Source organism: Trinickia sp., from assembly GCF_051961175.1.
Taxonomy (GTDB): Bacteria; Pseudomonadota; Gammaproteobacteria; order Burkholderiales; family Burkholderiaceae; genus Trinickia.
Genome location: NZ_JBQCDN010000142.1, coordinates 1 through 24,346 on the forward strand (window position 1 = coordinate 1; position 24,346 = coordinate 24,346).

Sequence of the window (24,346 nt, forward strand, 5' to 3'; positions counted from 1 at the left end):
ATTGTGCGGCTGCACCTGCGGTTGCGCTTGCCGCTGCTCGACGCGAGGTTCCGGCTGGGGTGGCACGTGCGGCGATTCGGCGCGCGGCTGCATTTGCGGCTGCGGCCGAGGCTGTTGTTCGGCCTGCCGCGGCGCCTGCGTACGCGGCTCGTTCATCGGCATGTGCTGCTGCGTGATGGGCGCGTGCGGTTGCGTCCATGTCGGCGCGGGCCGCGCGCCGGCCTGCTCGCCGTGCTGTGCCGGAGCGTTCATCGCTGGCGGGCGCGGCACGCCGTTGTTCGGTTGCGCGTGCTGCATCGCTGCGGGTGCGTGCGCCATCGCTGCGGGTGCGTGTTCCATCGCCGTGGGTGCGTGTTCCATCGCCGTGGGTGTGTGCTCCATCGCTGCGGGTGCGTGCTCCGTCGCCGTGGGCGCGTGCGGCGGCTCGCCGTGACTCGCTTCGGGGCGCGGTTGGGCGCCCGGCTGCTCGACGTGAGTCCCCGCGTTTGCCGGGCCGTGCATCGGCGTGATGACGGGCGAGTGCGTATTCACAATGCGGACGTCGTGCGCAGCCATCTGCGGTGCACGGGCGGCGAGCGGTGCCGCGGTCGCGGGCCGAGCGACGGGCGCCCCCGCTCCCGGCACGCGGCCGCCCGCTTGCGCGAGATGCGCGGCCAACGGATCGCGATAAACGGCTGGCGTGGCGGGTGCGCGCGTGGCGACGACAGGCCGTGCGGCGAGTGTTTGCGGCGGACGGTTAGCCGCGGGCCGAAGGCCGGGCGCGAAGCTTTGGCTGACCGGCGCGACGCCCGCTGCACCGGGGTTGATACGAGCGTTCTGCCATTGGCGCGGGTCCACATGCTGCGCGAAGTGCGCCACCGGCTTGCCGTGCACGAAGGCCGTTGCCGGTACCGCCGTGACGGCGCCCGGTGCGTGGTAGTTGATATACGTGTTATGGATATTGTTGATGTTCGTAATGTTGTTGATGTTGACGTTATGGTTATTGACGATGACCGTCTGGTTCACGCGCTGGTAATAGCGCGGGCTCCAGCCGCCCCATCCGGGATGCCACACTTCGCCGGGGCCGAGCGGGAACCAGGCGAGCCCGGCTGTTGCCGCGCCGCCGATCGTCAGGCTCACGCCCCAACTGACACCACCACCGCCGCCTCCGCCGACAAAGGCGACGAGCGCGGGCGCGTAGACGGGCGGCTCGCTGATGACACGCGGCCCGGGCACCCAGCACCATGACGAGCGCACGTACGCCCAACGCCCGTAGTGATAGGGCGCGAAGCCCCACGGGGCGTCGTCGATCCAGGTCCAGCCCCAAGGCGCGACCCAGGCCCAGTGACCGTCGTGATAAGGCGCCCAGCCAGCGGGCTCATGGTTGGGGACCCAAACTGCGCCGTATTGAGGATCGTCGCTCCAGGTCCCGTTCGCATCGAGATCCTCGTAACCCGGCATCTCGCGCGAAACATAACGGGCGGACACGGACCGGTCTTCGGCTCTATCGCGGTTGGCGGCCCATTCGTCGAAGGGATCGGGCGCCGGGGTTTCGGCGACGGACGCTTCCTGCAGGTCGGTTCCGGCGAACGTGATTTGCTGGCCGGCTTCGACGGGCACTTGGCCGTTGTTGCCATAGGCCGTCAGCGCACCGCTGCGGACAGTGACCGTGGTCGTGCTGCCGTCGGGCGCGACATCGACGCGGTAATCGCCGGGGCGCGTGACGCCTAGCGCGACATTGGGCGTATCGATCTCGTATGACGTGCCGCTCGGTACTTCGCGCACGCGAGTCGAGAGCGTGCCTTGGGCGACCTTCAGCTGCGCATTCGTGTCATCGAGGTTCATGACGTCGAGGCTCGTCGACGAGCCGAGCCGCACCGCCGTCGAACCGATATGCAGCTCCGAGCGCGCGTTGGCGTCGTTCCAGAGTTGGTCCCCTGTCGTCAGCGGACGGTTCAGGGCCGCGTACGACCAATCGCTCGCGCCGGCTGGTTCGGTCGTTACCGCGCCGGCCATGTAGTTCAAGCGCGCGACACGTCCCGGCGGATCGCCCGATTGCGTGACGGGTGCGCCATCGGGCGCAGGCGGCGTCTGCGCAAAGGCGACGCGTGCGGCAAAGGTCATCGGCGCCACGGCGAGCAGCGTATAGCTGGCAATACGTCGAAAACGCATAAGAGGCGAGGTAGCGGCGGTTTTCATAGGGGGCCCGTTATAGTGTCGGATCGCACGATGATCCTGACAGCACTGTAGCCCTACCGCGTGTATCAATGCGCTCCGTTTTGTAGCCGTCCGTTCCGGGCTGTAACGAAAAATATCGGCGCTTGTGCTAGGGCCTTCTGGTGGCCAGCGCAAGCCTGGAATTAGCGTGAACAGGCCCTTGTTGCTTCGGTCAGGCGGCAAGCAAGGCGTCAAACTGTTGCCGGCCGGTAGGCGTGATACGCAGCACGCGGGGCTTTTCCGCATGCTCCACCCAACGGTGCCCGGTCCAGTGATCGAGCAGGGCCGCGCCGAGCGCGCCGCCCAGATGCGCGCGGCGCTCGCTCCAGTCGAGGCACGTGCAGGCGAAGCGGCGTTTGCGCGTGCGCTGGGCGGTGACGTCGATGCCCCACTGCCCGAGCACGGCACAGCCTTCGGCGGTGGCTTCGACAGTGCCACCTTCATCGACGAGCCATCCGCGCGCCAGCAGATGATCGAACACGCGCACGGCCAATTCGCCGGCCATGTGGTCGTAGCAGGTGCGCGCGTAGCGCATGTCGAGGGGCACCGTGCGCGCAGCGGCTGGCGCGGAACGCACGGGCGCGCTCGCTTGCGCGAGATGCGCGAGCGCTTCGATCGCGGCGGCGATTTCGGGTGTCGCGATCCGGTAGTAGCGATGGCGCCCACGCACTTCGAGCGCCACCAACCCGCTCTCGGAGAGTTTGGCGAGATGGCCGCTGGCGGCGGACGGCGACAGGCCCGCGATGATCGTCAGTTCGCCGGCGGGCCTCGCGCTGCCGTCCATCAGCGACCACAGCATGGCGGCGCGTCCCGGATCGGCAAGCAATGCCCCGATGCGCGAAAGCCCGGGGAAGTGGGCTGTGTCGCGGTCGGAATCGGATGCAACGGTGGCCATGACGGTTCCTCGTGTTTTTCGTGTCTTCAATGACGGGCTGAGGGTTCCACTGTAATCGTTCGTTGCATTCAATGTTTCCGCCTTGAATGAAATGTCGATTGATGCTGCCCGCCGCGAGGCGAGCCCGCGTGGCGGCGCTAGAATGCCTTTTCCGCTGTTCCAGCGCGAGGGCAAGTTGATGAAAGCGTGGTTGGCGGCCGTTTTGGCCGCATGGTTATGTGTTGGGTGCGCGCACGGCGGGGCGCCGGGTGCTGGCGATGGCGGCAGCATCACGATGTACGGCACGATCGATCAAGGCGTGACGTTCCGCAAATAGCGGGCATCGCTGTGCGATTGGCAGGAATTGATGCATCATTGGCATTTCTGCCAACTCAGGCCGGGAGAGGATAAAGGCTGTCCTCACCATGCCAAGGGTTACCGATGCACGCTTCTTCCACCGCTGCACTGGCCAGCGAACGTGCGGGCCGCCGCGATGCGCGTGTCCTGGCGCTGTGTCAGGCGCTCTATACTTCGTCCGTTTCGATCGATCTGACGCTGACGGGGCTCGTCGGCTACACGCTCGCCGACGACAAGGCGCTCGCCACGTTGCCTTTCTCGCTGATCACCGTCGCAGCCGCGCTGACGACGATCTTCGCTTCGTTTCTGATGGCGCGTATCGGCCGCCGTGCGGGTTTTGCGATCGGGGCGGGCGTCGGTGCCGCGGGCGGCGCGATTTCCGTCCATGCGATCTTCGCCCACAGTTTCTGGCTGTTCTGTTGCGGGACGGCCACCGTCGGTGTCTTCCAGGCGTTCGCGCAGTACTACCGGTTGGCCGCGGCCGACGCCGTCGATACGCAACTGAAAAGCCGAGCGATCTCGACGGTGTTGACGGGCGGGGTCGTTGCAGCGGTGCTCGGGCCCGCGCTCGCCGCATGGAGCCGCGATTGGCTCGCGCCGGTCACCTTCGCGGGCTCGTATGCCCTCGTGACCGCGCTCGGCATGGCGTCGATGGCGCTTGTGCTCGTTGGCTACCGCAATGCGCCCGCTGTCACGACCGCTTCGGCCGCCTGCGCTTCATCGGCCGCGCATGTCGACGATTCGCGCGCGCGCCCGCTGACGCAGATCGTCAGGCAGCCGATATTCCTGGCGGCGCTGGCCAATAACGCGCTGGGCTACATGGTGATGATGTTCGTCATGACGGCCACGCCGATCGCCGCGGTGGCATGCGGCCATACGATCGGCGATGGTGGGCGGATCATCGAATGGCATCTTGTCGGCATGTACGCCCCTTCGTTTTTTGCCGCGCGTTTGATCGCTCGCTTCGGCGTGCTCAGGATGATCGGCGCGGGCATCGCGCTGTCGGCCGCGTGTGGCGCGATCGCATTGTCCGCCACGGACCTTCCGCATTTCTACGTGGCTCTGGCTTGCCTTGGTGTGGGCTGGAACTTCATGTTCGTCGGCGGCACGACGTTGCTGGCGCAATCGTATCGCGCCAGCGAGCGCGCCAAGACGCAAGCGACGAGCGAGTTCACCACCTTTGCCTGCACGGCGCTGGCCTCGCTGACGGCGGGCCAGTTGCTCGCGCGGTTCGGCTGGTCGGTGGTGAGCGCGTCGATTTTTCCCGCGCTTGCCGTTGCCGCCTGTGCAACGCTCGCTTTTGCATGGTCGCGCTCGCGGACGAGTGCGGCCGCCGCAACCGGGCTCTCTTGAAATCAGCGATATCGATGATCATAAGGACACCTGAATAATGACGCCGGCCACTTCCCCCGTTCGCCAGATCGTCTTTGCGGTCGCGCCGCATCTCGTGCTGCTCGACGCGTGCGGTCCGCTCGAGGCGTTTTGGCGAGCTGAACTCGAAATGCGTCAAGCGTGCAACAGCGTAGGCGACGAGCGCGTCGCTTACCGAACGCGCGTAGCGTCGATCGAAGGCGGGACGCTCGAGACGCATGTCGGGTTGCCGATCGTCGTCGAACGGCTGGAGGCGCTGGAGGACGAACCGATCGATACGGTGATTGTCGCGGGGACGTTTGTCGCCGATCAAATGGTGCTGGATATGCCGCTCGTGAAATGGCTCGAGCGGATCGCGCCGCGCGTCCGGCGCGTCTGCTCGGTCTGCGTCGGCGCGTTTTACCTGGCCGCCGCGGGTTTGCTCACGGGCCGCCGCGCGACGACTCACTGGCGCAGTGCAGACGAATTGGCGCGCCGCTTCCCGGCCGTCCGGGTCGATGCCGATCCGATCTTTATTCGCGACGTGAGCGACGGACGGGCCGTATGGACGTCGGCCGGCGTGACGGCCGGCATCGATCTCGCGCTCGCGCTGATCGAAGAGGATTTCGGCCATGCGCTGGCGATGCTGGCGGCGCGCCGCCTCGTGGTGTTCATGAAGCGCCCCGGCGGTCAATCGCAATTCAGCGCGACGCTCGATGCGCAGCAATGCGCGAGCGGCGAGTTCGATGCGCTGCACGCCTGGATGGTGGCGAACTTGCGCGGCGATCTGTCGGTGGAGCGGCTTGCCGAACGAGCCCGTATGTCGGCGCGTACCTTCGCGCGGCGCTATGTCGAAACGGTGGGGCGGACGCCGGCTAAAACGGTGGAAGCGCTGCGGCTCGAAGCGGCGGCGCACTCGCTCGCGCAGTCGCGCCGGCCGATGAAACGGATCGCACTCGATTGCGGTTTCGGTACCGAGCAGAATCTGAGGAGGGCATTTCTCAGACGCTTCGGCGTGCCGCCGCTCAGCTATCGCGAGCGGTTTGCACCGCTCGATGCGGCGCGGCAAAGTTAGGCGGGCCGCATACCGGGGCATGCCGCTGAGCCGCACGAGGGCTCAGCCGCGCCGTGCCAATATTGTCCCCCGTATAATCGGCTCCTTCTTTAGTTGCGCGAACGCGCACCACCGGAGCCACGATGAGCACCCCCTCGACCCCCTTGGACCGTTCGGAAACCACGTTCCGTTTTCTTGCCGAGCCGACTTCCGTCAATTTCGGCGGGAAGGTGCACGGCGGTGCACTGATGAAATGGATCGACGAGACGGCCTATGCTTGCGCGGCGGTGTGGTCGGGCCGTTATTGCGTGACCGTCAGCGTCGGCAATATTCGTTTTCGCCGGCCGATTCTCGTGGGTAACCTCGTCGAATTGCGCGCGCGCGTGGTGGCAACGGGCCGCACCAGCATGCACATTCATGTGACCGTGCATGCGGGCGATCCGAAGAGCGGCCAATTGCGGTTGACGACCGATTGCCTCGTCGTGTTTGTGGCTGTCGACGAGAACGGCACGCCGATCCCCGTGCCGCCGTTCGAGCCGCAGACGGATGAACAGAAGCGCGTGGCGAAATACGCGATGGATGTTAAAACCGCGCTCGATGCGATCGTCGAACTCAAGCCGGAGGAGATGGCGAAGGGGAACATCTGAAACGAGGGGGATGACGTGCTTCGCCTCCGCCGTCACCCTGTATCAGGGCCCCGCACCGGTTAGTCCGCGAGCATGGCTTCGTGCTTCAACCCCAGCATGAAGCCGCCCCAATGCCGCCCGCCGACGAATACCGGCTTCGATATCAGCACGAAAATATCGCCGACATCGCGCACGTACGCCTGAAACAGAAATTCACGCGTGTCGTCGCCGCATTTCAACAGCATGGGATTGCCGTTGTGAAACCGCTTGTCGCGCGAGTGGGCGAGGTTGTGCGCGTGGTCTTGCGTCTGCGGCTGACAGTATTTGCTGACGTGTGTCGGCGGGTAGGTCTCGCCTTTCGTCACCATCACCGCCAGATCGCAGCCCGGTATGCTCGCCGCCAGTTCATCGTAGAACGGCCGAAAGCGCTTTTCGAACGCTTGATCGTACGACGTACGGTACTGCGTCGGATTCGTATTGGCGATCGGTTTGTAGTGCTTGTCGAAGACGTCGAATCCCTGCCGCTTTAGATCGGCGAGCATCGCTTCGCACCGGGCCGCCCCCGCATTCAATTGCGCGACCACGCGGCCGAACGCGCCGTCGCCGGTGCGCATCCGCCCGAATTCTTCCATCACCTGCTCGGACGAATGCGTCAACGTCCGTGAGGTTTCGATGCAGGTCTTCATCAAAGCCGACATCTCGTCCGACAACAGGCGCATCTCGGCGGCGTTGTTGTGAATCTGATGATTGTTATCGGCGAACGTTGCAACCGCCTGGCTGATGGCACCGATTTCCTCGGATACGCGCGCGCTTCCGTCGGCGAATCCAGCGAGCTGTTCGGTCGCCCCTCCGATGACGTCACAACTGGCGTCGATGCTGGCCGAAATGGCCTCGGCTGCCTCCGACGTCTGCCGCGACTGGGCGCGAATCGTTTCGATCTGCGCCGTGACTTCGGCGGAGAGCGTGCGGGTGCGTTCGGCCAGTCTTCTGACCTCGGCGGCGATCACTGCAAAGCCGCGCCCCGCTTCGCCTGCGCGCGCCGCCTCGATCGAGGCGTTCACAGCGAGCAGATTGGTTTGACTCGAGATCGAGCCGATTTCGCCGACTACGCCGATGATGGACTGCGTGCCCTCCATCAATTTGCCGATGTTTGCATTGAACGCCGTCATCGTTTGTGCCGCGCTTCGCGCTTTGTCATTCGCGGAGGTCATATCGGTTCGCGTGCTCGCCAGTCCGGCTGCGAGATCGCTTGCGACGCCGGAGATGATGTCGACGCTGCGGCGAATCGAGTCGACTTCGCTTGCGCTGCGCTCCGTCGATGCGAACATTTTTTGCGCCAGCTCCGCTTGCTTGCCTGCGCGCTCGTTCGCGTCTTTCACTTCCTTGCCGATCTGCGCGGCCTGCACGGCGACAGCGGTATTGTGCTTGCGGATCACGCGCAGCAGGACGGCCTGCCCCGCACCGGCCGCGAGCACCAGCGCACGCAGTACGCCACCGCTGCTCGTTTGAAAGAGGCCCCTCATCACTGGGTCTCCATGGTAGCGTCAGCCGAGACGGCTGCGTCGATGGGAGCGGCGCGCGATCGGGATTCCGAAGCCGCGGGAGAGGCTACCGGCGTGAGCAGAGCCGGGTGTTCGTCGCAGAACGTCTGCCCGGCCTGATAGCCGGCATCGAACAACAGCTTCATGTTGGACGCCGACCAATCGAGCATCTTCGGCCAGTGGTTCTCGGGAATGTGCGCGGTCAAATTGACCTTCAACAATTTGCGCTTGGGCTTGCCGGTCGCGGCATCGATGTTGTGCTGCAATTCGAACAGGCGTACGTCGTCCTTCGATAATTGCACGAGCGGGTTGATGATCGAATGGACCCACGAGTCGTAGAGCGAGCGCGGCACCCGGATCAGCTTGTCGAGGCCGAGGATGTCGAATACGACCAGCGTGTCGAGATCTCGATGAATCCCGGGTGCGGCGGGATCATCGGATACCAGCGCCTTGAAGTTGATCGTATCGATCGCGGAACCTTCGATGTATTCGTCATCGCCGATCCGATACGGCGGATAAATCATCGGGAAGGCGAACGCGGCCTGCATGTGTTCGACGGTGATCGCGTCTTTACCCCAGATCGTCATCTCGCCGCGTGTCGTGTTGTAGGCGTTGATGTAGAACTCTGGTGCGATGTTCGGCACGGCGGAGAAGTCGACCGCTTGTGCGGCGAACGGCAAATGGGCGCACATGCCGCGGCTGTTCGCGGTGAGATCCGTGGGGCTCATGGCGGCGAAGCCTAGTCGCAGCCAGTCGGCCCATGGACCTTGCATGTAGCTTGACGAGAAGGTATCGAACAGCGGCCGCGTGAACGGCGACGCCAGCAGCGCGTTGCGATAGCTGGCGGCGGCAGCGCCGGGCTTCATGAAAACTTTGTAGTTGATCGGGAACCAGTCGTAGATTGCATCGTCGACACCGACGTTCTGCCACTGCGTCAGCGCGGCGCGCGGGTCGCCTCCGGCCGGCGCCGCGTATAGCAGCCCCATTAGCGCGCCGGCACCGGCGGTCGAGATCACGTCGAACGAGATTCCTCGATCGATGAAGGCGACCAGAGCGCCCGCCACGAGGCTTGAATTCGGCGCGCCTCCGCTGATCAGCAGCGCTTTTTTGCCCGATGCAGGGGGCACCGCGGCACGGCGTGCGGGAGCGGCTTTGGATGCGGGACGAGTGGCCATGCGAACTTCTCCGTTGGCGGGTTGGGTCGTACACGATTCGATATCGTCGAAGCTCATTTACGGCAGTAAATGGCCGATTCTTTAGTGCGGTGCACAACAGGCGTCCTGCTTGGGCGTGAGCGAACCCAATCAGGAGAGCGATGGCAAAGGGAGATCGTCCCAGTACGACTGGAGCGCGTGCCATTCAAATGGCGGGCGCGAACCGATGCGTCTATATCAAAGCCAAAAAGCAGCTTCGCTATTCGTATCGATCGAATGGCGGGAATTATTTCCATCCCTTCAAAATGCCTGCGGTAATAAATGCTGCTTCGGTCGATTTGACATCGTTGAATGGGACTGATAACGTGCGGCATCCAATTTTTGCGCGTGCGTCGTGGGTCCAAACGACACGTATGGGCCCGCCGGCGGGGCGTTGCACGTTAGCTGCGCGATAGCCATTGAAGAATCGTTGTATGTGGGCGGATGGCCCGCGGGCTGACGTCAACGTCGACTAACTCGAAATTTTTGTCATCGGCTTTTACTCCGTTGTCCTTTAGGCTGTGCGCTTTCTGCGGTGGCGCTGCTCGAGCGTGTGGCGACGATCTATCCCCTGGCGATTCGGCAAGCGACACCTGACTCGGCTAGTACGCAGCTTATTTCGAAGACGACGACCTGCAATCGTGGATGGAAAAGTGCACGTTTGGCAAATCGGCGAATAATCCACCGTGGTCTGCTGGCAAGCAGCACGAGGGGTTCGAGAAAGCATTGAAGTCCCTTGGGCAAGCGGAATGATCGCGGAAGAGACAGTAGGTGTGCCGGTGTTGCTGCGAGGCCATATTCGTAATTTGCGAAAGACGCGGTGTAGTCGGGATTTCGTGTTTACAGAGGCTGATCGTACGAAGATGGGTGCCACAGCTATCGCGGCCGGTTTGGCCGGACTCGGAGGGGTGGCCGCTGGGTTGGGCGCTATGGCGGTAGATACATCCGAGGAAGCGGATCTGCTTGAGTTTGAAATCGAGGGCGTACCTGTGAAAGCATGGGTATGGGTGTCGGTGTTCGCGGATGGCGACGATGTCGAGGTCGTCGCGGAGCGTGCTGACGATACGTGGGTTGGATACGGTATTCGTCGCGTGACCGATCGAATCGTTGCCTTGCATCCGCATTGCAGCAGAGGGAGGTTTGCGCACTACCGCGCCTCCGCGCGCTGGTGGTTCAGACTGACCGCTGGCCTCCTCATCTTCATGTATGCACTGGTTACAGTTTTGGCTTTGCTTCAGTCGGCGAGCAACTGGACTGGGCTTCTGCAAGCTGGTGCGTTGGGTAGCGCGGGGCTCGCCCTGATACTGGGCATCATCGCCTATCGAATCTCAAGAAAATATGCCGGTTTCGTTAGTCTCGCAGAGAAGATATTCGAAGTGTTTGGTTGGTCGGACGTGAAAAATATCGATTTGCCGGCAATCACGAAAAAAGACAAGAAACCAGGAGATCCGGGCGGTCTTGGCATCTTGTTCTTTCGCTATTGAAACGCCGCACTGACCTGCCGGTCAGCCTTGTCACGCACGTCGTAACCTGAGCGTCGCGTTCACAAGAATCACTTTGTGTTGCATATCGCAGAGTGCGAACAACCTCTCCCTCTCGCCGAGGGACATCTCGCACTCATTTTTGCTATCGCTTCACGCCGTAGCGTTCAAAAAACAAAAGAGGGCCCACATGTCGTCAGAGCAACCCGTTGTCACCGATCTCCTGTCCTGGCGCGCTGCGTCGAAGCGATCGTCGCCTCGTTGGCCCGCGTTAATCGGTGTTTCCGGAACGATCGTCATGTTGGCCAATCTCGCGTTGAGCGGCAACCACACGCTGGATTTCGGCTCCGTGGAACTGGACCTATTCGCAGCCGCCTGTATTTTTGGCTGTTTGGCGTTCGCGACTTTTCCGGTCGCGTACAACGACACGGGGCGGCTGTTGCGCGGTCAGCCCAGGCTTTCCGCTGGGAAAAAGTGGTTAATTTGTATCGGGCTTTTTCTCTGCGCGCTCGTCGTGAGTCCGACGTTTTCGGTCGCGATTGCGAGGTTCGACCTGATGCATCAAAGCCGTATCACCTGGACAAAGCGATCGCTGTTGGAGTCGTTCAAGCGGCCCTTCTACAGTCGGGACGAGCTGACCTGGGCGCAGAGGTACAACGATGTCCGTTATGTTCCGTCCCGGGTGGTTTGCCCCAACTACAGCGTTCGGCTTTACCCGCTGTTCGGCGTAGACCGCGATGACAATTGGCCGGGCGTGATAACGAACACAATGACCGACCTCAACGGTGGGACAGCCGCCCCGGACCCCGATGTCCTCAAATTTGCCCTGTCGCTCTGCGAGAAGGAAGGGCTGCCGATGCTCAACGCCGGTTACACGAAGGAAGCGGCGCTGATGAGTGGGAATGTAGATCTTTTTTTTACACGGCTAGCTGAAGAACACGACCACGACGGTGGCGCATGGAACGAGGTGGTACTCGAGGACGCTCAGGTCCCGCCCGACATCATGCGGAAAGTCGAAGCACTGTTGGCGGCGGATCGCGATCACGTGTCCGACTACACGGATTTCAACCTGTCTGACGCAGCGCCGGTTGCGCGCGGAGCGAAGCCAGCGGTCGCAGGCGAGCCGGATGTGGTGCGTCGCTTGAAACCGCTCGCGATTGCGGCGGCACTCGGACGCACTAAAGAAGCTGAGCGTATCAAAGCGGCGCAATGAAATGCGTAGAAGGCCACAACCATGATGAATCTAATCCGCCTAGACGACGACACCGACCACGGTGGCAAGGTCATCACCGCGTCGACCACCATGCGTTTCGACGGCCGCTTCGTTGCGCGTAAGGGCGACGAGGTATCGTGCCCAAAGCACCCCGACGTGAAGCCCAATGTGATTCTCGACGGTGACGCATCGATGACCGACGCGGGCATTCCCATTGCCCGCCACGGCGACAAAGCCACATGCGGATGCACGCTCATTTCGAGTTTGGCGAGCGGATCTTAGGGGGCGTTACGGTCCGCATTCCTCGCTACGCAAAGTCACCTTCATCGGTCCGACGCTCATCCGCCCGGACCGACTCGGATTGTCTTGGCGGGAGTAGGCGGCCCGTTCGATCAACCCCGCCCCGTCATATCCTCAGGCCGCACCCACTCATCGAACTGCGCCTCGGTCACAAACCCGAGCGCGAGCGCCGCCGCCTTCAGCGTCGTCCCTTCCTTATGCGCCTTCTTGGCAATCTGCGCCGCCTTGTCATAACCGATGTGCGGATTGAGCGCCGTTACCAGCATCAGCGATTCGTTCAGCAGCGTATCGATTCGCTCATGATTCGGCTCAATACCGACGGCGCAATGATCGTTGAAGCTTTGCGCACCGTCCGCTAGCAAACGAATCGATTGCAGCACGTTATGCGCGATCATCGGCCGAAACACAGTCAGTTCAAAAGTGCCGCTCCCGCCGCCGACATGGATCGCCACATCGTTGCCGAACACTTGGCAGCAGAGCATCGTGAGCGCTTCGGATTGCGTCGGGTTGACCTTACCCGGCATGATCGAACTACCCGGCTCGTTCTCGGGAATCGAGATCTCACCCAAACCACAGCGCGGGCCGCTCGCGAGCCAGCGCACGTCGTTGGCGATCTTCATCAGGCTCGCCGCCACCGTCTTTAAGGCACCGTGCGCAAACACAAGCGCATCGGCTGCCGCCATCACTTCGAATTTATTCGGCGCGCTCACGAACGGCACGCCTGTCGATTGGGCAATCGCCGCGGCTACTCGCTCCGCGAATTGCGGATGCGCATTGAGCCCGGTGCCGACGGCCGTACCACCTTGAGCCAACTCATACAGATGCGGCAGCGCCGATTCGACATGAGCGATCCCATGCGAGAGTTGAGCCGCATAACCCGAGAACTCTTGGCCCAGCGTCAGCGGCGTCGCATCCTGCAGATGCGTGCGGCCGATCTTGACGATGTCCGCGAATGCGCGCGCCTTGGCGTCCAGCGTGTCCCGCAAAGTCGCGAGCGCCGGCAGCAGATGTTTGACGATGCCGTTCGCGGTGGCCACATGCATCGCCGTCGGAAAGACATCGTTCGACGATTGGCCGCGATTGACGTCGTCGTTCGGATGCACCTTGCGCCCTTCGCCGCGCTCGCCGCCGAGCAACTCGCTCGCGCGATTGGCGATGACCTCGTTCAGGTTCATGTTCGTCTGCGTGCCCGAACCCGTTTGCCAGACCGCCAATGGGAATTCGCCGGCATGGCGGCCGTCGATCACTTCGTCGGCCGCTTGCATGATCGCGCGCGCTTTCTCCTCGGGCAACACGCCGAGCGCAAGATTGACCTCCGCCGCGGCGCGCTTGATGACGGCGAGCGCGGTGATGAGCTCTGGCGATTGCTTTTCGGTCGAGATCTTGAAGTTAAGCAGCGAGCGCTGCGTTTGCGCGCCCCACAAGCGCGCGGCCGGCACGGCGATTTCGCCGAACGTGTCGCGCTCCATGCGATGGTCTTCGGTCATTTGCTTGAGCTCCGGTACGAAAAGAACGATGCGAGGACGATTCGACGAGTTCGGCTCGCCGCGTTTGGGGCGGAAACACGCTTAACGCAAGCCTAAAGCTGCGAGTCGATCGGCAACAGCAAGAATAGACCTGTGAGCACGTTGCGGACGAGGCCGGCCTCGGGGTCCAACGTCCACGTATGCAGATGCGAGCCTGTGGCGTCGTGTTCCTCGCCGGTCCACTCGAGGCCCGAACCGTGCTCGCCGAGCGCTTCCTGCTGGGCCTGTTCGCTCGGCGAAGCGAGCCTGACACGATAGCTGACGGCCGGCGACATCGCCTGCTCGATCAGCTTGGCGACTTGACCCGCAAGGACGGGGCTATCGATGACGAGCGCCAGTTCGCTGTTCAAATGGGCCGATCGAGGGTCGAAGTTGAGTGAACCGATGACGAGCGTGCGGCGGTCGATCACATAAGCCTTCGCATGCAGGCTCGCGCGCGATTGCGAACCGGCGAAGAAGCGCGAGTGTTCTTGCTGCAGCGGCTGGAATTCGTATAGTTCGACGCCGTTTTTCAGCAACGGTATGCGATACGGGCTGTAGCCGGCTTGCACGGCAACGGCATCGGTCGAAGCCATCGAATTCGTCACGACGGCAACGCGCACGCCGCGCTGCGTGAGTCCCGCCAGCAATTTGACGCCGGCATCGTGCGGGACGAAGTAGGGCGACAGCAACAGCACCTCGTGCTGCGCGCCGCGCAGCAGTTCGGCGAGTTCCTGCATCGGCGGGCTGCGATAGTCGTCGTCGGGGGCGGTGATCTTCCTCGGCGAATCGACGGTAAACGTCGCGTGCGCCCAGACGAGCCCCATTTGCTCTTGAGCGATCTGCTCCGATAGCGGCGCCGCCTGCAACGGCTTGGCGCCGACAGCCTGCGCTTGGGTCTGCCAATGCGCCCGCAATTCAGCGCGCGTGGCGCGCAGGTCGCCGGCTTCGTAGCTATGCTTATCGACCACGTTCAACGGGTAGGCACCCGCGCTGTTCCAAAACGCGTCGAAGCTCTTCGATACGTCCTTGACGATCGGGCCGGCGGAGAGCACGTCGAGATCGCGGAATTGCAGTTTGGGGCTGGCGCTGAAGTACTCGTCGCCGAGATTGCGGCCGCCGACGATCGCCACTTCGTCGTCGGCAATCATCGCTTTGTTGTGCATGCGGCGCGTGAAGCGATCGATGCGCGTGAGGAACGATTCGGTGCGGGCGAAGACACTCGAGCGTGTGCTGCCGAACGGATTGAAGATGCGCACCTCGATGTTCGGATGCGTCGAGAGCGCGGCCATCAGGCGCCGGGTGTCCTTGAAGTTCAAGTCGTCGACGAGCATGCGCACGTGTACGCCCCGATCGGCCGCGTAGAGCGCGGCTGCAAGCAGCAAGCGGCCCGTCGTGTCCTGGGCCGCAATGTAGTACTGCAAATCGAGTGTCTTGGTGGCGGCGCGGGCCAGGGCGATTCTCATTTGCAGCGCATCGGTGCCGTCGGTCAACAACCGGAAGCCCGATTGCCCGCCGTGCGCGGCGACGAGCGGGGCCAGAGCAAGGCCGAGCGGCGTGGCGCCCGGATCGCGCAGGGCATGGGAGTCGGGGCGGTTCAGCGAGGTGGCCGGGGGCAAGCTCGTGCAAGCAGCCAGACATGCGACGAACAGCAGTGCGATCCAGCGCGCGACACCAGGGAAAAAGGCGCGCGCGTAGCATGGCAGATGCCCGCCGCGCGTATCGGCAGCCCGGCGGTATGCGGCTTGTGGGCAGGCGGCTCGCGGCCGCAACCATTGCTCATCGAACACGTCGGACCCTTCCTTCGCTGACGAATGCGCCGCCCCCGAGCGTACGCTCGTCCCGGCGCCCATAGCTGCATTTTATGAGAAGCCGGCCCGCATTACCCGGGAAGCATGCGCGCGCCGTGGTGCGGCGCTCGCTCGTTCGGCGTTTTCCCTTGCGTGTTCGCTAAAAAAAGAATGGCCCGCCGAAGTGCGCGGGCCAAAGAACACCCTGTCAGAAGAGTCCGTGACCATCCTAGGCGCCTTGCCCGCACGGCTCAACCAATAAAGGATGCTTTGCATATCAGGCGTTCCGATGCGTCCAGCCCCTGCGCGCGTCCCTATACGCGCGGATGGCGCGTGCGCCGGTCGAAACGCAGCGTCATCAGTACCGCGACGCTCGCGAGCCCGGCGGCGAGCCCCCACCAAAGGCCGCGCGGGCCTAGTCCGGCGTGGAACGCGAGGACATAACCCGTCGGAAAGCCCACGGCCCAGTAGCCGAACGCGGCGGCAAGCATCGGCACGCGCGTGTCCTTGAGCCCGCGCAGGCAGCCGGAGCCGATCGTCTGCATGCCATCGACGATCTGAAACACGGCGGCCACCCCGAGCAGCGAAGCGGCGATCGAAATGGTCTGCGCATTGGCCGGGTCGTCCAGTTTCAGGTACAGGCCGATGATGGCGCGCGGCGCGACGACGAACAACAGCCCCGTCATCGACATGTAGGCGACCCCGAGCCCGAGTGCGACGAAGCCCGCATGGCGGGCGGCGACGGGGTTGCCCGCGCCCATCCAGTAGCCGACGCGCACGTTTGCCGCCTGGCCGATCGCAAGGGGCACCATGAAGGTGACGGAGCTGACGCTCAGCGCGACCTGGTGGGCGGCGAGCGGTTTTTCGCCCATGAGACCGATGAACAGGCCCGCGCATAAAAACAGCATCGATTCGACGCCATAGGTGATGGCGACGGGCCAGCCGATCGCGAACAATTCGCTCATGAGCGGCATCGTCGGCCGTTTGGCGACGACGAAGTGCTTGAAGCGCGGCCGCCCGTGCAGCAGCGCGACGAGCGTGATGGCGCTGAGCCACACGGTGATCGTGGTCGCCGCGGCTGAACCGAGCATACCGAGCCGCGGCAGGCCCCACGCACCATGGATGAGGCCATAGTTGAGCACGCCGTTGAATACGACGCTGACGAGCGCCACCCAGAGCAGCCGCTTGGCCGCGCCGATGGCGGGCAGGAATGAACGCATCATGCCGACGCCGACGAGACTGCCGAGTGATGCGAAGCGCAGCACGCCGGTGTACGCGCCGACGTCGCGTGCCAAGGTGGCCGGTTCGCCGAACGCGAGCAGGATCGGTTGGGCGAACGAGAGCAGCAAAAAAGCCGGTACGGAAAGCAGCACCGACAACGCGAGCCCCGTCCAGTAAATGTGCGGTACGCGGTGCTCGGCTTGTGCGCCGCGGGCATTGGCGACGGTCACGCTCACCGAACTCAACACGCCCTGCAGCAGCGTGACGATGACGAAGAAGATGCCGGCCCCGAGGCCGCCGGCGGCGAGCGCGTCGGCGCTCAGCGAGCCGAGCAGGATCGTATCGGTGACGCCCATCGCCATCTGCGAAAGCTGTGCGATGGCGAGCGGCGCGGCCAGGCGGGCCGTATCGGCGGCGTGGCGGGAAAGCGGCGGCGGGGCCGACGCGGCGGCCCGGGTGAAGGACTGTGACATGGCGAATCGATCGAGGCGCGGCGGGCCCATCGGCGCAGCGCGCGGGGCCCGGATTGTTTTCGTCGGAAAGAAAGAGCTTATTGCTTCCCGGCGTGCCTGTCGATGGTGCATGGACCAGTAGCCGGACATTCGGCTGTTTGTTGCCCGACTCCCTGGGCGACCGTTACGCCCCGAACGCCAGCCACGTTTCCCGCGGCGTAGTGCGCGTCCGCCATTTCACACCTTATGCCGACCTCTATCGAGATTATCGAGATTGCTGGCGTCGATATTGAGATAAGGGGTGCAGTGTGCGCGTCAAGCCTTCTCGTGAACCGCGATGCGCGTATCTCCGAGCATCACCACCTGGCCCGCGCGGATCTTGCACGTCTTGCGCAGCTCGACGCGGCCGTCGACTTTGACTTCGCCCTCTGCAACGAGCCCCTTCGCCATCCCGCCGGTATCGGCCAGGCCCATCAGCTTGAGCAGATTGTGCAGTTCGACGTAATCGCCCGTGAGCGTGAAATTGAGATTGGCCATGGCGATTGCCGGCATGCGGCGCGAGAGCGATCAGGGCAGGCATCATAAGCCACGCGGCCACCCGAGCGAAAGAGACGTGCAGTGTTTCTCGCAACCGCTTGCGAGCCGACCTTGTATGCCTATACAGTATGCAGGTTCGCCGCTCGCGCATTCGCACGGCCGGCGTGCATTTCGTTCGAACGATCAACCGTGTTGCCGTGTCCCTAATTTCTTGCAGTGTTCAGCCGGAACGTTCCGTGCCGAGCGCCCTCTATCTCGAAAAACTGAACGACGCCCAACGCGCCGCAGTAGAACACGGAATCGGCGATGGTGTCGGGCCGGGCGGGCCGCTGCTTGTCATTGCGGGAGCAGGGTCGGGCAAAACCAATACGCTCGCGCACCGCGTCGCCCATCTGCTGGTGCGCGGCGTCGATCCCAGGCGGGTGCTGCTGCTCACGTTCTCGAGGCGCGCGGCGCAGGACATGACCCGTCGTGCCACGCGAATCGCCGCGCAAGCACTCGGCACGCGTGCGGATCTGGCGCAGGCACTCGAGTGGACCGGTACATTCCATGGCGTCGGGGCGCGCTTGCTGCGGGAATACGCGGAATCGATCGGGCTCTCGCCCGTGTTCACGATCAACGATCGCGAAGACTGTGCCGATCTGATGAACGTCGTGCGTCACGAGCTCGGGCTTTCGGCCAAGGAACGTCGCTTTCCGGTGAAGGGGACATGCCTCGCGATCTACTCGCGCGTCGTGAATACCGGTGCGACGTTGTCTCACGTGCTCGAGCACGCGTTCCCCTGGTGCCGCGAATGGGAGCCGGATTTGCGCGCGCTGTTCGCCGGCTACGTCGCGGCCAAGCAAGCGCAAAACATCCTCGATTACGACGATTTGCTGCTCTACTGGGCACGCATGGCGGCCGAGCCGTCGATCGCCGCCGATCTCGGCGCGCGCTTCGATCATGTGCTGGTCGACGAATATCAGGACACGAACCGCCTGCAGGCCACGATCCTGCTGTCGATGAAGCCCGACGGGCGCGGGCTCACCGTCGTCGGCGACGACGCGCAGTCGATCTACTCGTTTCGCGGGGCGACGGTTCGCAACATCCTCGATTTCCCCGGCCATTTCACCCCCGATGCGGCACGCGTCACGCTCGAGCGCAACTATCGCTCTACTGCGCCGATTCTCGCCGCATCGAACGCGGTGATCGGATTGGCTGCCGAGCGTTTTACGAAGGATCTGTGGACCGACAAGGCCTCGGCGCAGCGTCCCCGGCTCGTCTCGGTCGCGGGCGAGATCGAGCAGGCGCGCTATGTCGTCGAAACGGTGCTCGAAGCGCGCGAGGCGGGGATGAAGCTCAAAGCACAAGCGGTCCTCTTCCGTGCGGCCCATCACAGCGCGGCGCTGGAACTCGAACTGGCCCGGCGCAATATCCCGTTCGTGAAGTTCGGCGGTTTGCGGTTTCTCGATTCGGTGCACGTAAAAGATGTGCTCGCCGTGTTGCGATGGGCGCAAAACCCGCGCGATCGGGTGGCCGGGTTCCGTGTGCTGCAGCTGATGCCCGGCATCGGACCGGCGACGGCCGGCCGCGTGCTCGATGCCGTCGCCGCTGCCGGCGTATTGCAGGCAGCGTTGAGCGCCTACGAGCCGCCGGCCCGCGCCGCTGTCGATTGGGGCCCATTCGCCGGATTGATGAGCGAAGTGGGCGCCTCACGCACGCCGTGGCCGGCCGAGTTCGAGCAAGTGAGGCGCTGGTACGAACCGCATCTCGAGCGCAACCACGAAGACGCGCCCACGCGCCACGCCGATATTTTGCAAATGGAAAGCCTGGCCGCGACCTTTCCCACGCGAGAGCGTTTCCTCACCGAGCTGACACTTGATCCGCCCGACGCGACGAGCGACGAATCGGGCGTGCCGCTCGTCGACGAGGACTATCTGATTCTCTCCACGATCCATTCCGCCAAAGGGCAGGAGTGGCGCAACGTGTTTGTCCTCAATGGGGTCGACGGCTGCATTCCGTCGGATCTCGGCACCGGCAGCCAAGAGGAGATCGACGAGGAGCGGCGGCTGCTGTACGTGGCCATGACGCGGGCGAAAGAGGATCTGCACATCGTCGTCCCTCAGCGTTTTTACGTCCACAACCAGAGCGCGCTGGGCGACCGCCACGTCTGGGCGTCGCGCACCCGCTTCATCCCCGAGCCGTTGCTTCCGCTGTTCGACGTCCACGCGTGGCCCCGCGTACCGAGCGTCGCGGCGCCAACGGCGACGGGGCTGGCCGCGGCCGCGAAGGCGCGCGTCGACATTGCCGCGCAGCTCAAAGCGATGTGGGATTGAGGGGCGCGCCCGTTGTTCCGCGAGCGCGTTACAAGCGTGAGCGCCATAGCGTGGCGGCCGCGCGGGCACGTCCGGCGTGTGCCGGCGGCTAGCGCGGCCGGCGCGGCTCGATGCGCGGCTGGGCCGGCCGGGCCGGTGCCATGAAGAAGTTGCGCATCCAGGCGGCCATGCGCGAAAAAATGTCGTAGGGCTCTTCGACAAAAATCTCGGGCTTCAGCAGCCGCAGATACTCCATGATCTGCTGCGCTTCCTGCTTTTGAAACGAGCCGTGCGCGAGCCCGAGCTTGAGCAGCCCGCGCAATTCGCCGAGCTTTTCGCGTGCCGTGCTGCCGACGCTCGTCTCGCAGGCGATCTTCGCTTCGTACACGCGCTGACGCAGCGATTCCGCGAGCCGCCAGGCGGGGGTCTGCATCTTTTCTTCGAGTGATTGGATGTCGCGCGCGGTCGATTTGATCTGCGCCGAAAGCGGATCGACGAGCGCGGCGTCGCCGCCCGCTTCCTTGACGATGGCCGTCGCCCAGTCGCGCGCAGCCTTTGCCACTTCATCGGAGGTCCATTCCGATCGCACGGCGAAGCTGAACCCGAATTCCTCGGCCTGACGCATCAGAATCGCGACGACGTCGGGGAACTCCTTCTCCAATGTGCGCTTGGCCCAGGCGTACTGGCCGCCTTGCAGCATCCGCTGCACGGCGTGCTCGGTGAGCGGCACCATGTTGTCGAGCAGCTTCGCGCGCAGGAAGTCTTCGAACGAAGGTGTCGCGAACTGCGGGTCGAGCTTGAGCGATACGCGCATGAAGGCTTCGAAGTCCTTCTGCAGCGAAGAGATCGTCTCTTCTCGAAGAGAAAGGGTAATTTGACCCATGGCTTGTCCTGATCGCGCGTCCCTGTCGCGGCGCCGCCGCGGCATTCGCGAGAGGCACCCTACGGCCGAGCCGGCCCGTTCGCCCCCAAAACTGGCGGGCCTGCTCGATGGCCGGCGCACTTTACGGTTTTTGCATGCGCGTTTCAGGCCGCTACCGACGCCTGGCGCCGGCGCGCCCCTGCGCCGCGCGGCCAAAAAACGCGCTTCGACTGATTAACGGCGGGCAGGCGCGGAACTTGAGGCCACCGTTGGAAAAAATAGTCGGACGATAAGAGGCGCCACCTTCAAGGGCCAGACGGACGAACTGGGCATACGAGCGCGCGCTACTGCAGCACCAAGCCTTGCCAGAGAAAGAACACCACGAGGCCGACGGCGATCGTCAGCAAGGGGCGGCGGGTCAAGGCAGATACGCCGCAGGCAGCCAGGGCGCCCACAAGCTGAGGGTTGCGTCAGGTGAGTTCCGGTGCACCGCCGTGGGGCGTCACGGCCATCGGGACGATGATGGCCGTCAACACCGTCACCGGGACGAAGCCTAGCGCCGTGCGCACGAGCGGGGGAAAGACGATGCGCTCGCCGAGCACGAATACCGTCGACCGGATCAAGAACGTGACGGCGGCCATGCCGAGAATCAGGACGACATAGTTCACGATGCGACCTCCGTTGCGCGGTGGGCGCATTCGGCGCGCGAGGCAACCGTGCGCCCGGCGCCTTCGCGGCGGCCGGCGCTCCCGGCGTGTTCCATATCGCCTTTCGGCCGGCCCGTACTGCCGCGTCCGGTCCCGCCGCTGGGGGCCCAAGGCCGCGACAGGACGACGCCGACGGCGACGCCCGCGGCCACGGCCGCCAGCAGGCCGAGCTTGTACGGTAGCCCGGCGCAGGCGAGGGCGACAATGCCCGCTGTCGCGGCCGAGGCGATATAGCGCAGTGAAACGAGCTGCGGAACGACGATCGCAATGAACGTCGCCACCATCGCAAAATCGAGCCCGAGCGATTGCAGGCGGGGAAACGCTGCGCCAAACAGCAGCCCGGCCAAGGTCCACAGCTGCCAGTTGACGTACATGGCGATGCCCGAGCCGAGGAAGTAATGTGGCCCGATCTGCCCCGGCGGGGCGTGACGATAGTGCCCGTAGGCGACCGCGAACACTTCATCCGTCAGCAAGCCGCCCAGCGCCAGCCGCCAACGCAAGGGCAGGCGCGCGACATACGGGGCCAGCGTCGCGCTGTAGAGCACATGACGGAGGTTGACGATGAGCGTCGTCGCCCAGATCACGGCAAAGCTGGCGTGCGCGGCGATCAGCCCCAGTGCGATGAACTGGGAGGAGCCGGCGAAGACGGCGAGCGACATGAACTGGCCATGCCAGGGCCGCAGCGGGCCCGCGGTGACAAGCGTACCGAAGATGATGCCGAACGGCGCGGCACCGACCATCATGGGGATCGTATCGCGGGCGCCGTCGGCGAATTCGTTGAGCGGGGTGCGCGGTTTCAATGGAAGTCCTCCTGCTTGGGCGCAGGATATCGCCCGCAAGAGGAGCGGCGCTTGTACGTTCTTGCTTCCGGGTTAGCCGGCCCCGGTCTGGCCGGCCTGCCACCGGCCCGGCGGGACGCCGAACATGCGCCGGAAGTGTCGCGTGAAGTGGCTCTGATCGGTGAAGCCGCACGCGGCGGCTACGTCCGCCACGGTGGCGCCTTCCCGCAAAGGCGCGAGCGCTCGCTGCAGCCGCAGTTGATTGCGCCAGGCGTGGGGCGGCATCCGCGTCGCGTGGGTGAAGAGCCGCGCGGCATGGAACGCGGAGAGGCCGACATCGGCGGCAAGCTCGCTGAGACTGAGCGGCACGGTCAGATCGGCGGCGAGCCGTTCCTTCATCAACGCGACGCGCGGCGGATCGGCGTTCGGCCGGCCCGCATCCGGATGGCTCAACGCATGGCGCACGATCAACGTCGACATCGCATCGATCAGCGCCATCTCCGCCGCGAGCGGGTCGCCCTGCAAAGGGCCGCCCTGCGGCGAACCGCTCAGGATTTCGAGCAAACGATGCGCGTGTGCGACGCGTCCGGCGAGGTCGGGATCGCGGATGACATCCGCGGGAAACCACAGCATCGGTTGCGGCGCGGAGGCGATATCGCCGGCCAGCTGGGCCATGAAATCGAGGGGGAGATAGAAGACGCGATAGCGCCACCCCGCCTCCATGGCGCGCGAGCCGGTATGGACTTCGCCTGGGTTGATGACCGGCACCGTACCGGCCTCGGCGACATGCTGCGCGCCTTGGTAGGCGTACATTTCCGCCCCGGCCTCGATGACGGGCACCGCATAGGCGTCATGCCAATGCGGCGAGAACTCGTGTTCGCGATATTCGGCGGTGAGCATGTCCCCGCCGGGTACGAGCGGCGAGCGCCAGTAGCGCGCGCAATCGCGGAAGCGGGGTTCGTCCATGGTCGAGAATCGAGCGGCGGGGCGGCGGCAGAGGCGGCTGTGCGCGTCAGCGCAGCGGAATCGTCATGCCGGCCGGCAGCGGGACGGCGCTGACGCTGTTCTTGGCGCTGCCCGATACGACCCGGTCGCTGTAGGTCAAGTACACGAGTGCGTTGCGCTTGGCGTCGGCGATGCGCACGACGTGCAACGTCTTGAAAATCAGCGACATGCGCTCGGTGAAGACGTCCGCCTGGCGCTTCACGGGGCCGGCGAACTTGATCGGGCCCACTTGACGGCAAGCGATCGATGCTTCGGTCGGATCTTCCGCAATGCCGAGCGTGCCCTTGATCCCGCCCGTGCGGGCGCGCGAGACGAAACAGGTGACGCCGGCCACATCGGGATCGTCATAGGCTTCGACGACGACGCGGTCGGAGCCCGTAATGCGGAAGTTCGTATTGACGCTGCCGATTTCCTCGCCATGCGCGGGCAGCGCGGCACAGGCCAGCGCGAAGCAGGTACTCATGACGATCGGAAGCGGCGAAAGGGCGAAACGGCTCATGGCGAAGTGGCGATGACTCGAAGAGGCAAAGGGGCCAAGGGGCGGCCAGGCGACGTTGCGTCGCGCGGCAAGAAGCTTTGCGACATCACGCAAACGGTATCACAACGGCTCGAGGCGGGCGTCGGGGCCGGATGGACGGTTCGCGATAGCGGATTCCCGGTAGCTGAAAGAGCCGGTGGCTAGGGGCGAAGTGGCGAAAGAGCGGGTAACGAAGCGCGCGGAGCGGCGACCCATGCAAAGCAAAAAGGGCCCGTCGCATGAACGACGGGCCCTTTCGCTAAAGCTCTTGGCTCCCCGACCTGGGCTCGAACCAGGGACCTACGGATTAACAGTCCGGCGCTCTACCGACTGAGCTATCGGGGAACAACGTGCTACGTGAAAATCGCTACTGCGTAAAAAAGCCCGTTATGACGAACGGGCTCTTCCATTCATTCTTTGGCTCCCCGACCTGGGCTCGAACCAGGGACCTACGGATTAACAGTCCGGCGCTCTACCGACTGAGCTATCGGG

At 64.2% G+C, this 24,346-nt stretch carries 20 protein-coding genes, 1 tRNA gene and 1 pseudogene; 8 read left to right on the plus strand and 14 right to left on the minus strand.

Annotated elements, in window-relative coordinates; genetic code table 11:
* A partial coding sequence (locus ACTHL0_RS07865; protein ID WP_440566154.1) for a DUF6600 domain-containing protein occupies nt 1-2,178 on the minus strand: 2,178 nt, incomplete at its 3' end.
* 190 nt (nt 2,179-2,368) lie between these two features.
* Nucleotides 2,369-3,091: an ArsR/SmtB family transcription factor gene (locus ACTHL0_RS07870; RefSeq protein ID WP_440566155.1), complete on the minus strand. Its 723-nt coding sequence runs from the start codon at nt 3,089-3,091 to the stop codon at nt 2,369-2,371.
* 142 nt (nt 3,092-3,233) lie between these two features.
* Here ACTHL0_RS07870 and ACTHL0_RS07875 point away from each other — a divergent pair, with 142 nt between their 5' ends.
* The 4 genes from ACTHL0_RS07875 (at nt 3,234) to ACTHL0_RS07890 (ending at nt 6,478) form a co-directional block, all read left to right on the plus strand.
* A complete protein-coding gene (locus tag ACTHL0_RS07875; RefSeq protein WP_440566175.1) occupies nt 3,234-3,407 on the plus strand; it encodes a hypothetical protein in 174 nt (57 codons plus the stop codon).
* Nucleotides 3,408-3,511: 104 nt separating this feature from the next.
* The gene (locus ACTHL0_RS07880) at nt 3,512-4,780 is read left to right on the plus strand and encodes an MFS transporter (RefSeq protein ID WP_440566156.1); all 1,269 of its coding nucleotides are present in this window, start codon (nt 3,512-3,514) and stop codon (nt 4,778-4,780) included.
* Between the two features lie 37 nt (nt 4,781-4,817).
* Nucleotides 4,818-5,852, plus strand: a complete 1,035-nt coding sequence (locus tag ACTHL0_RS07885; RefSeq protein WP_440566157.1) for a GlxA family transcriptional regulator — start codon at nt 4,818-4,820, stop codon at nt 5,850-5,852.
* Nucleotides 5,853-5,974: 122 nt separating this feature from the next.
* Nucleotides 5,975-6,478 (plus strand): acyl-CoA thioesterase, encoded by a 504-nt coding sequence (locus ACTHL0_RS07890; protein ID WP_440566158.1) that lies wholly within the window; start codon nt 5,975-5,977, stop codon nt 6,476-6,478.
* 59 nt (nt 6,479-6,537) lie between these two features.
* On the opposite strand, the gene ACTHL0_RS07895 is transcribed toward ACTHL0_RS07890, so the two are convergent.
* Both ACTHL0_RS07895 and ACTHL0_RS07900 read right to left on the minus strand, forming a co-directional pair.
* Nucleotides 6,538-7,980: a methyl-accepting chemotaxis protein gene (locus ACTHL0_RS07895; RefSeq protein WP_440566159.1), complete on the minus strand. Its 1,443-nt coding sequence runs from the start codon at nt 7,978-7,980 to the stop codon at nt 6,538-6,540.
* On the minus strand, nt 7,980-9,173 hold the full coding sequence (locus ACTHL0_RS07900; protein ID WP_440566160.1) for a patatin-like phospholipase family protein: 1,194 nt from the start codon (nt 9,171-9,173) through the stop codon (nt 7,980-7,982). The genes ACTHL0_RS07895 and ACTHL0_RS07900 overlap by 1 nt, the downstream gene beginning before the upstream one ends.
* A gap of 767 nt (nt 9,174-9,940) precedes the next feature.
* Here ACTHL0_RS07900 and ACTHL0_RS07905 point away from each other — a divergent pair.
* From ACTHL0_RS07905 to ACTHL0_RS07915, 3 genes are all read left to right on the plus strand, one after another.
* Nucleotides 9,941-10,675, plus strand: a complete 735-nt coding sequence (locus ACTHL0_RS07905) for a putative type VI secretion system effector (protein WP_440566161.1) — start codon at nt 9,941-9,943, stop codon at nt 10,673-10,675.
* 187 nt (nt 10,676-10,862) lie between these two features.
* On the plus strand, nt 10,863-11,885 hold the full coding sequence (locus tag ACTHL0_RS07910) for a hypothetical protein (RefSeq protein WP_440566162.1): 1,023 nt from the start codon (nt 10,863-10,865) through the stop codon (nt 11,883-11,885).
* 21 nt (nt 11,886-11,906) lie between these two features.
* Complete coding sequence (locus ACTHL0_RS07915) at nt 11,907-12,167, plus strand: PAAR domain-containing protein (RefSeq protein WP_440566163.1); 261 nt, start codon at nt 11,907-11,909, stop codon at nt 12,165-12,167.
* A gap of 110 nt (nt 12,168-12,277) precedes the next feature.
* On the opposite strand, the gene fumC is transcribed toward ACTHL0_RS07915, so the two are convergent.
* From fumC to ACTHL0_RS07935, 4 genes are all read right to left on the minus strand, one after another.
* Nucleotides 12,278-13,672, minus strand: a complete 1,395-nt coding sequence (fumC, locus tag ACTHL0_RS07920) for a class II fumarate hydratase (RefSeq protein WP_440566164.1) — start codon at nt 13,670-13,672, stop codon at nt 12,278-12,280.
* A gap of 92 nt (nt 13,673-13,764) precedes the next feature.
* Entirely contained in the window at nt 13,765-15,351 is a 1,587-nt protein-coding gene (locus tag ACTHL0_RS07925; protein ID WP_440566172.1) for a phospholipase D family protein, read from the minus strand.
* Between the two features lie 443 nt (nt 15,352-15,794).
* Nucleotides 15,795-17,174: an MATE family efflux transporter gene (locus ACTHL0_RS07930; protein WP_440566165.1), complete on the minus strand. Its 1,380-nt coding sequence runs from the start codon at nt 17,172-17,174 to the stop codon at nt 15,795-15,797.
* 294 nt (nt 17,175-17,468) lie between these two features.
* A complete protein-coding gene (locus ACTHL0_RS07935) occupies nt 17,469-17,690 on the minus strand; it encodes an RNA-binding S4 domain-containing protein (RefSeq protein ID WP_440566166.1) in 222 nt (73 codons plus the stop codon).
* A 236-nt stretch (nt 17,691-17,926) separates the two neighbouring features.
* On the opposite strand from ACTHL0_RS07935, the gene ACTHL0_RS07940 reads away from it, so the two are divergent.
* Nucleotides 17,927-20,005, plus strand: coding sequence for an ATP-dependent helicase (locus tag ACTHL0_RS07940; RefSeq protein ID WP_440566168.1), 2,079 nt, complete (start codon nt 17,927-17,929; stop codon nt 20,003-20,005).
* An 88-nt stretch (nt 20,006-20,093) separates the two neighbouring features.
* Here ACTHL0_RS07940 and ACTHL0_RS07945 read toward each other — a convergent pair whose 3' ends face one another.
* The 6 genes and pseudogenes from ACTHL0_RS07945 to ACTHL0_RS07970 form a co-directional block, all read right to left on the minus strand.
* Complete coding sequence (locus tag ACTHL0_RS07945) at nt 20,094-20,867, minus strand: DUF4088 domain-containing protein (RefSeq protein ID WP_440566169.1); 774 nt, start codon at nt 20,865-20,867, stop codon at nt 20,094-20,096.
* A gap of 323 nt (nt 20,868-21,190) precedes the next feature.
* Nucleotides 21,191-21,514, minus strand: a pseudogene (locus ACTHL0_RS07950) (AzlD domain-containing protein).
* Nucleotides 21,511-22,296 (minus strand): AzlC family ABC transporter permease, encoded by a 786-nt coding sequence (locus ACTHL0_RS07955; RefSeq protein ID WP_440566173.1) that lies wholly within the window; start codon nt 22,294-22,296, stop codon nt 21,511-21,513. Before ACTHL0_RS07955 ends, ACTHL0_RS07950 begins: the two are co-directional and overlap by 4 nt.
* A 129-nt stretch (nt 22,297-22,425) precedes the next feature.
* Nucleotides 22,426-23,298 carry a helix-turn-helix domain-containing protein gene (locus ACTHL0_RS07960; RefSeq protein WP_440566170.1) on the minus strand — a complete coding sequence of 291 codons (873 nt, stop codon included), beginning with the start codon at nt 23,296-23,298 and terminating at the stop codon, nt 22,426-22,428.
* 46 nt (nt 23,299-23,344) lie between these two features.
* The gene (locus ACTHL0_RS07965; RefSeq protein WP_440566174.1) at nt 23,345-23,800 is read right to left on the minus strand and encodes a CreA family protein; all 456 of its coding nucleotides are present in this window, start codon (nt 23,798-23,800) and stop codon (nt 23,345-23,347) included.
* 323 nt (nt 23,801-24,123) lie between these two features.
* Nucleotides 24,124-24,199 (minus strand) — tRNA-Asn (locus ACTHL0_RS07970).
* Nucleotides 24,200-24,346: the final 147 nt, after the last annotated feature.

Coding starts and splice junctions, on each gene's coding strand:
- ACTHL0_RS07870 (WP_440566155.1), bottom strand. CDS start 3,091: ATGGCCACCGTTGCATCCGATTCCGACCGCGACACAGCCCACTTCCCC.
- ACTHL0_RS07875 (WP_440566175.1), top strand. CDS start 3,234: ATGCCTTTTCCGCTGTTCCAGCGCGAGGGCAAGTTGATGAAAGCGTGG.
- ACTHL0_RS07880 (WP_440566156.1), top strand. CDS start 3,512: ATGCACGCTTCTTCCACCGCTGCACTGGCCAGCGAACGTGCGGGCCGC.
- ACTHL0_RS07885 (WP_440566157.1), top strand. CDS start 4,818: ATGACGCCGGCCACTTCCCCCGTTCGCCAGATCGTCTTTGCGGTCGCG.
- ACTHL0_RS07890 (WP_440566158.1), top strand. CDS start 5,975: ATGAGCACCCCCTCGACCCCCTTGGACCGTTCGGAAACCACGTTCCGT.
- ACTHL0_RS07895 (WP_440566159.1), bottom strand. CDS start 7,980: ATGAGGGGCCTCTTTCAAACGAGCAGCGGTGGCGTACTGCGTGCGCTG.
- ACTHL0_RS07900 (WP_440566160.1), bottom strand. CDS start 9,173: ATGGCCACTCGTCCCGCATCCAAAGCCGCTCCCGCACGCCGTGCCGCG.
- ACTHL0_RS07905 (WP_440566161.1), top strand. CDS start 9,941: ATGATCGCGGAAGAGACAGTAGGTGTGCCGGTGTTGCTGCGAGGCCAT.
- ACTHL0_RS07910 (WP_440566162.1), top strand. CDS start 10,863: ATGTCGTCAGAGCAACCCGTTGTCACCGATCTCCTGTCCTGGCGCGCT.
- ACTHL0_RS07915 (WP_440566163.1), top strand. CDS start 11,907: ATGATGAATCTAATCCGCCTAGACGACGACACCGACCACGGTGGCAAG.
- fumC (WP_440566164.1), bottom strand. CDS start 13,672: ATGACCGAAGACCATCGCATGGAGCGCGACACGTTCGGCGAAATCGCC.
- ACTHL0_RS07930 (WP_440566165.1), bottom strand. CDS start 17,174: ATGTCACAGTCCTTCACCCGGGCCGCCGCGTCGGCCCCGCCGCCGCTT.
- ACTHL0_RS07935 (WP_440566166.1), bottom strand. CDS start 17,690: ATGGCCAATCTCAATTTCACGCTCACGGGCGATTACGTCGAACTGCAC.
- ACTHL0_RS07945 (WP_440566169.1), bottom strand. CDS start 20,867: ATGGGTCAAATTACCCTTTCTCTTCGAGAAGAGACGATCTCTTCGCTG.
- ACTHL0_RS07955 (WP_440566173.1), bottom strand. CDS start 22,296: ATGATGGTCGGTGCCGCGCCGTTCGGCATCATCTTCGGTACGCTTGTC.
- ACTHL0_RS07960 (WP_440566170.1), bottom strand. CDS start 23,298: ATGGACGAACCCCGCTTCCGCGATTGCGCGCGCTACTGGCGCTCGCCG.
- ACTHL0_RS07965 (WP_440566174.1), bottom strand. CDS start 23,800: ATGAGTACCTGCTTCGCGCTGGCCTGTGCCGCGCTGCCCGCGCATGGC.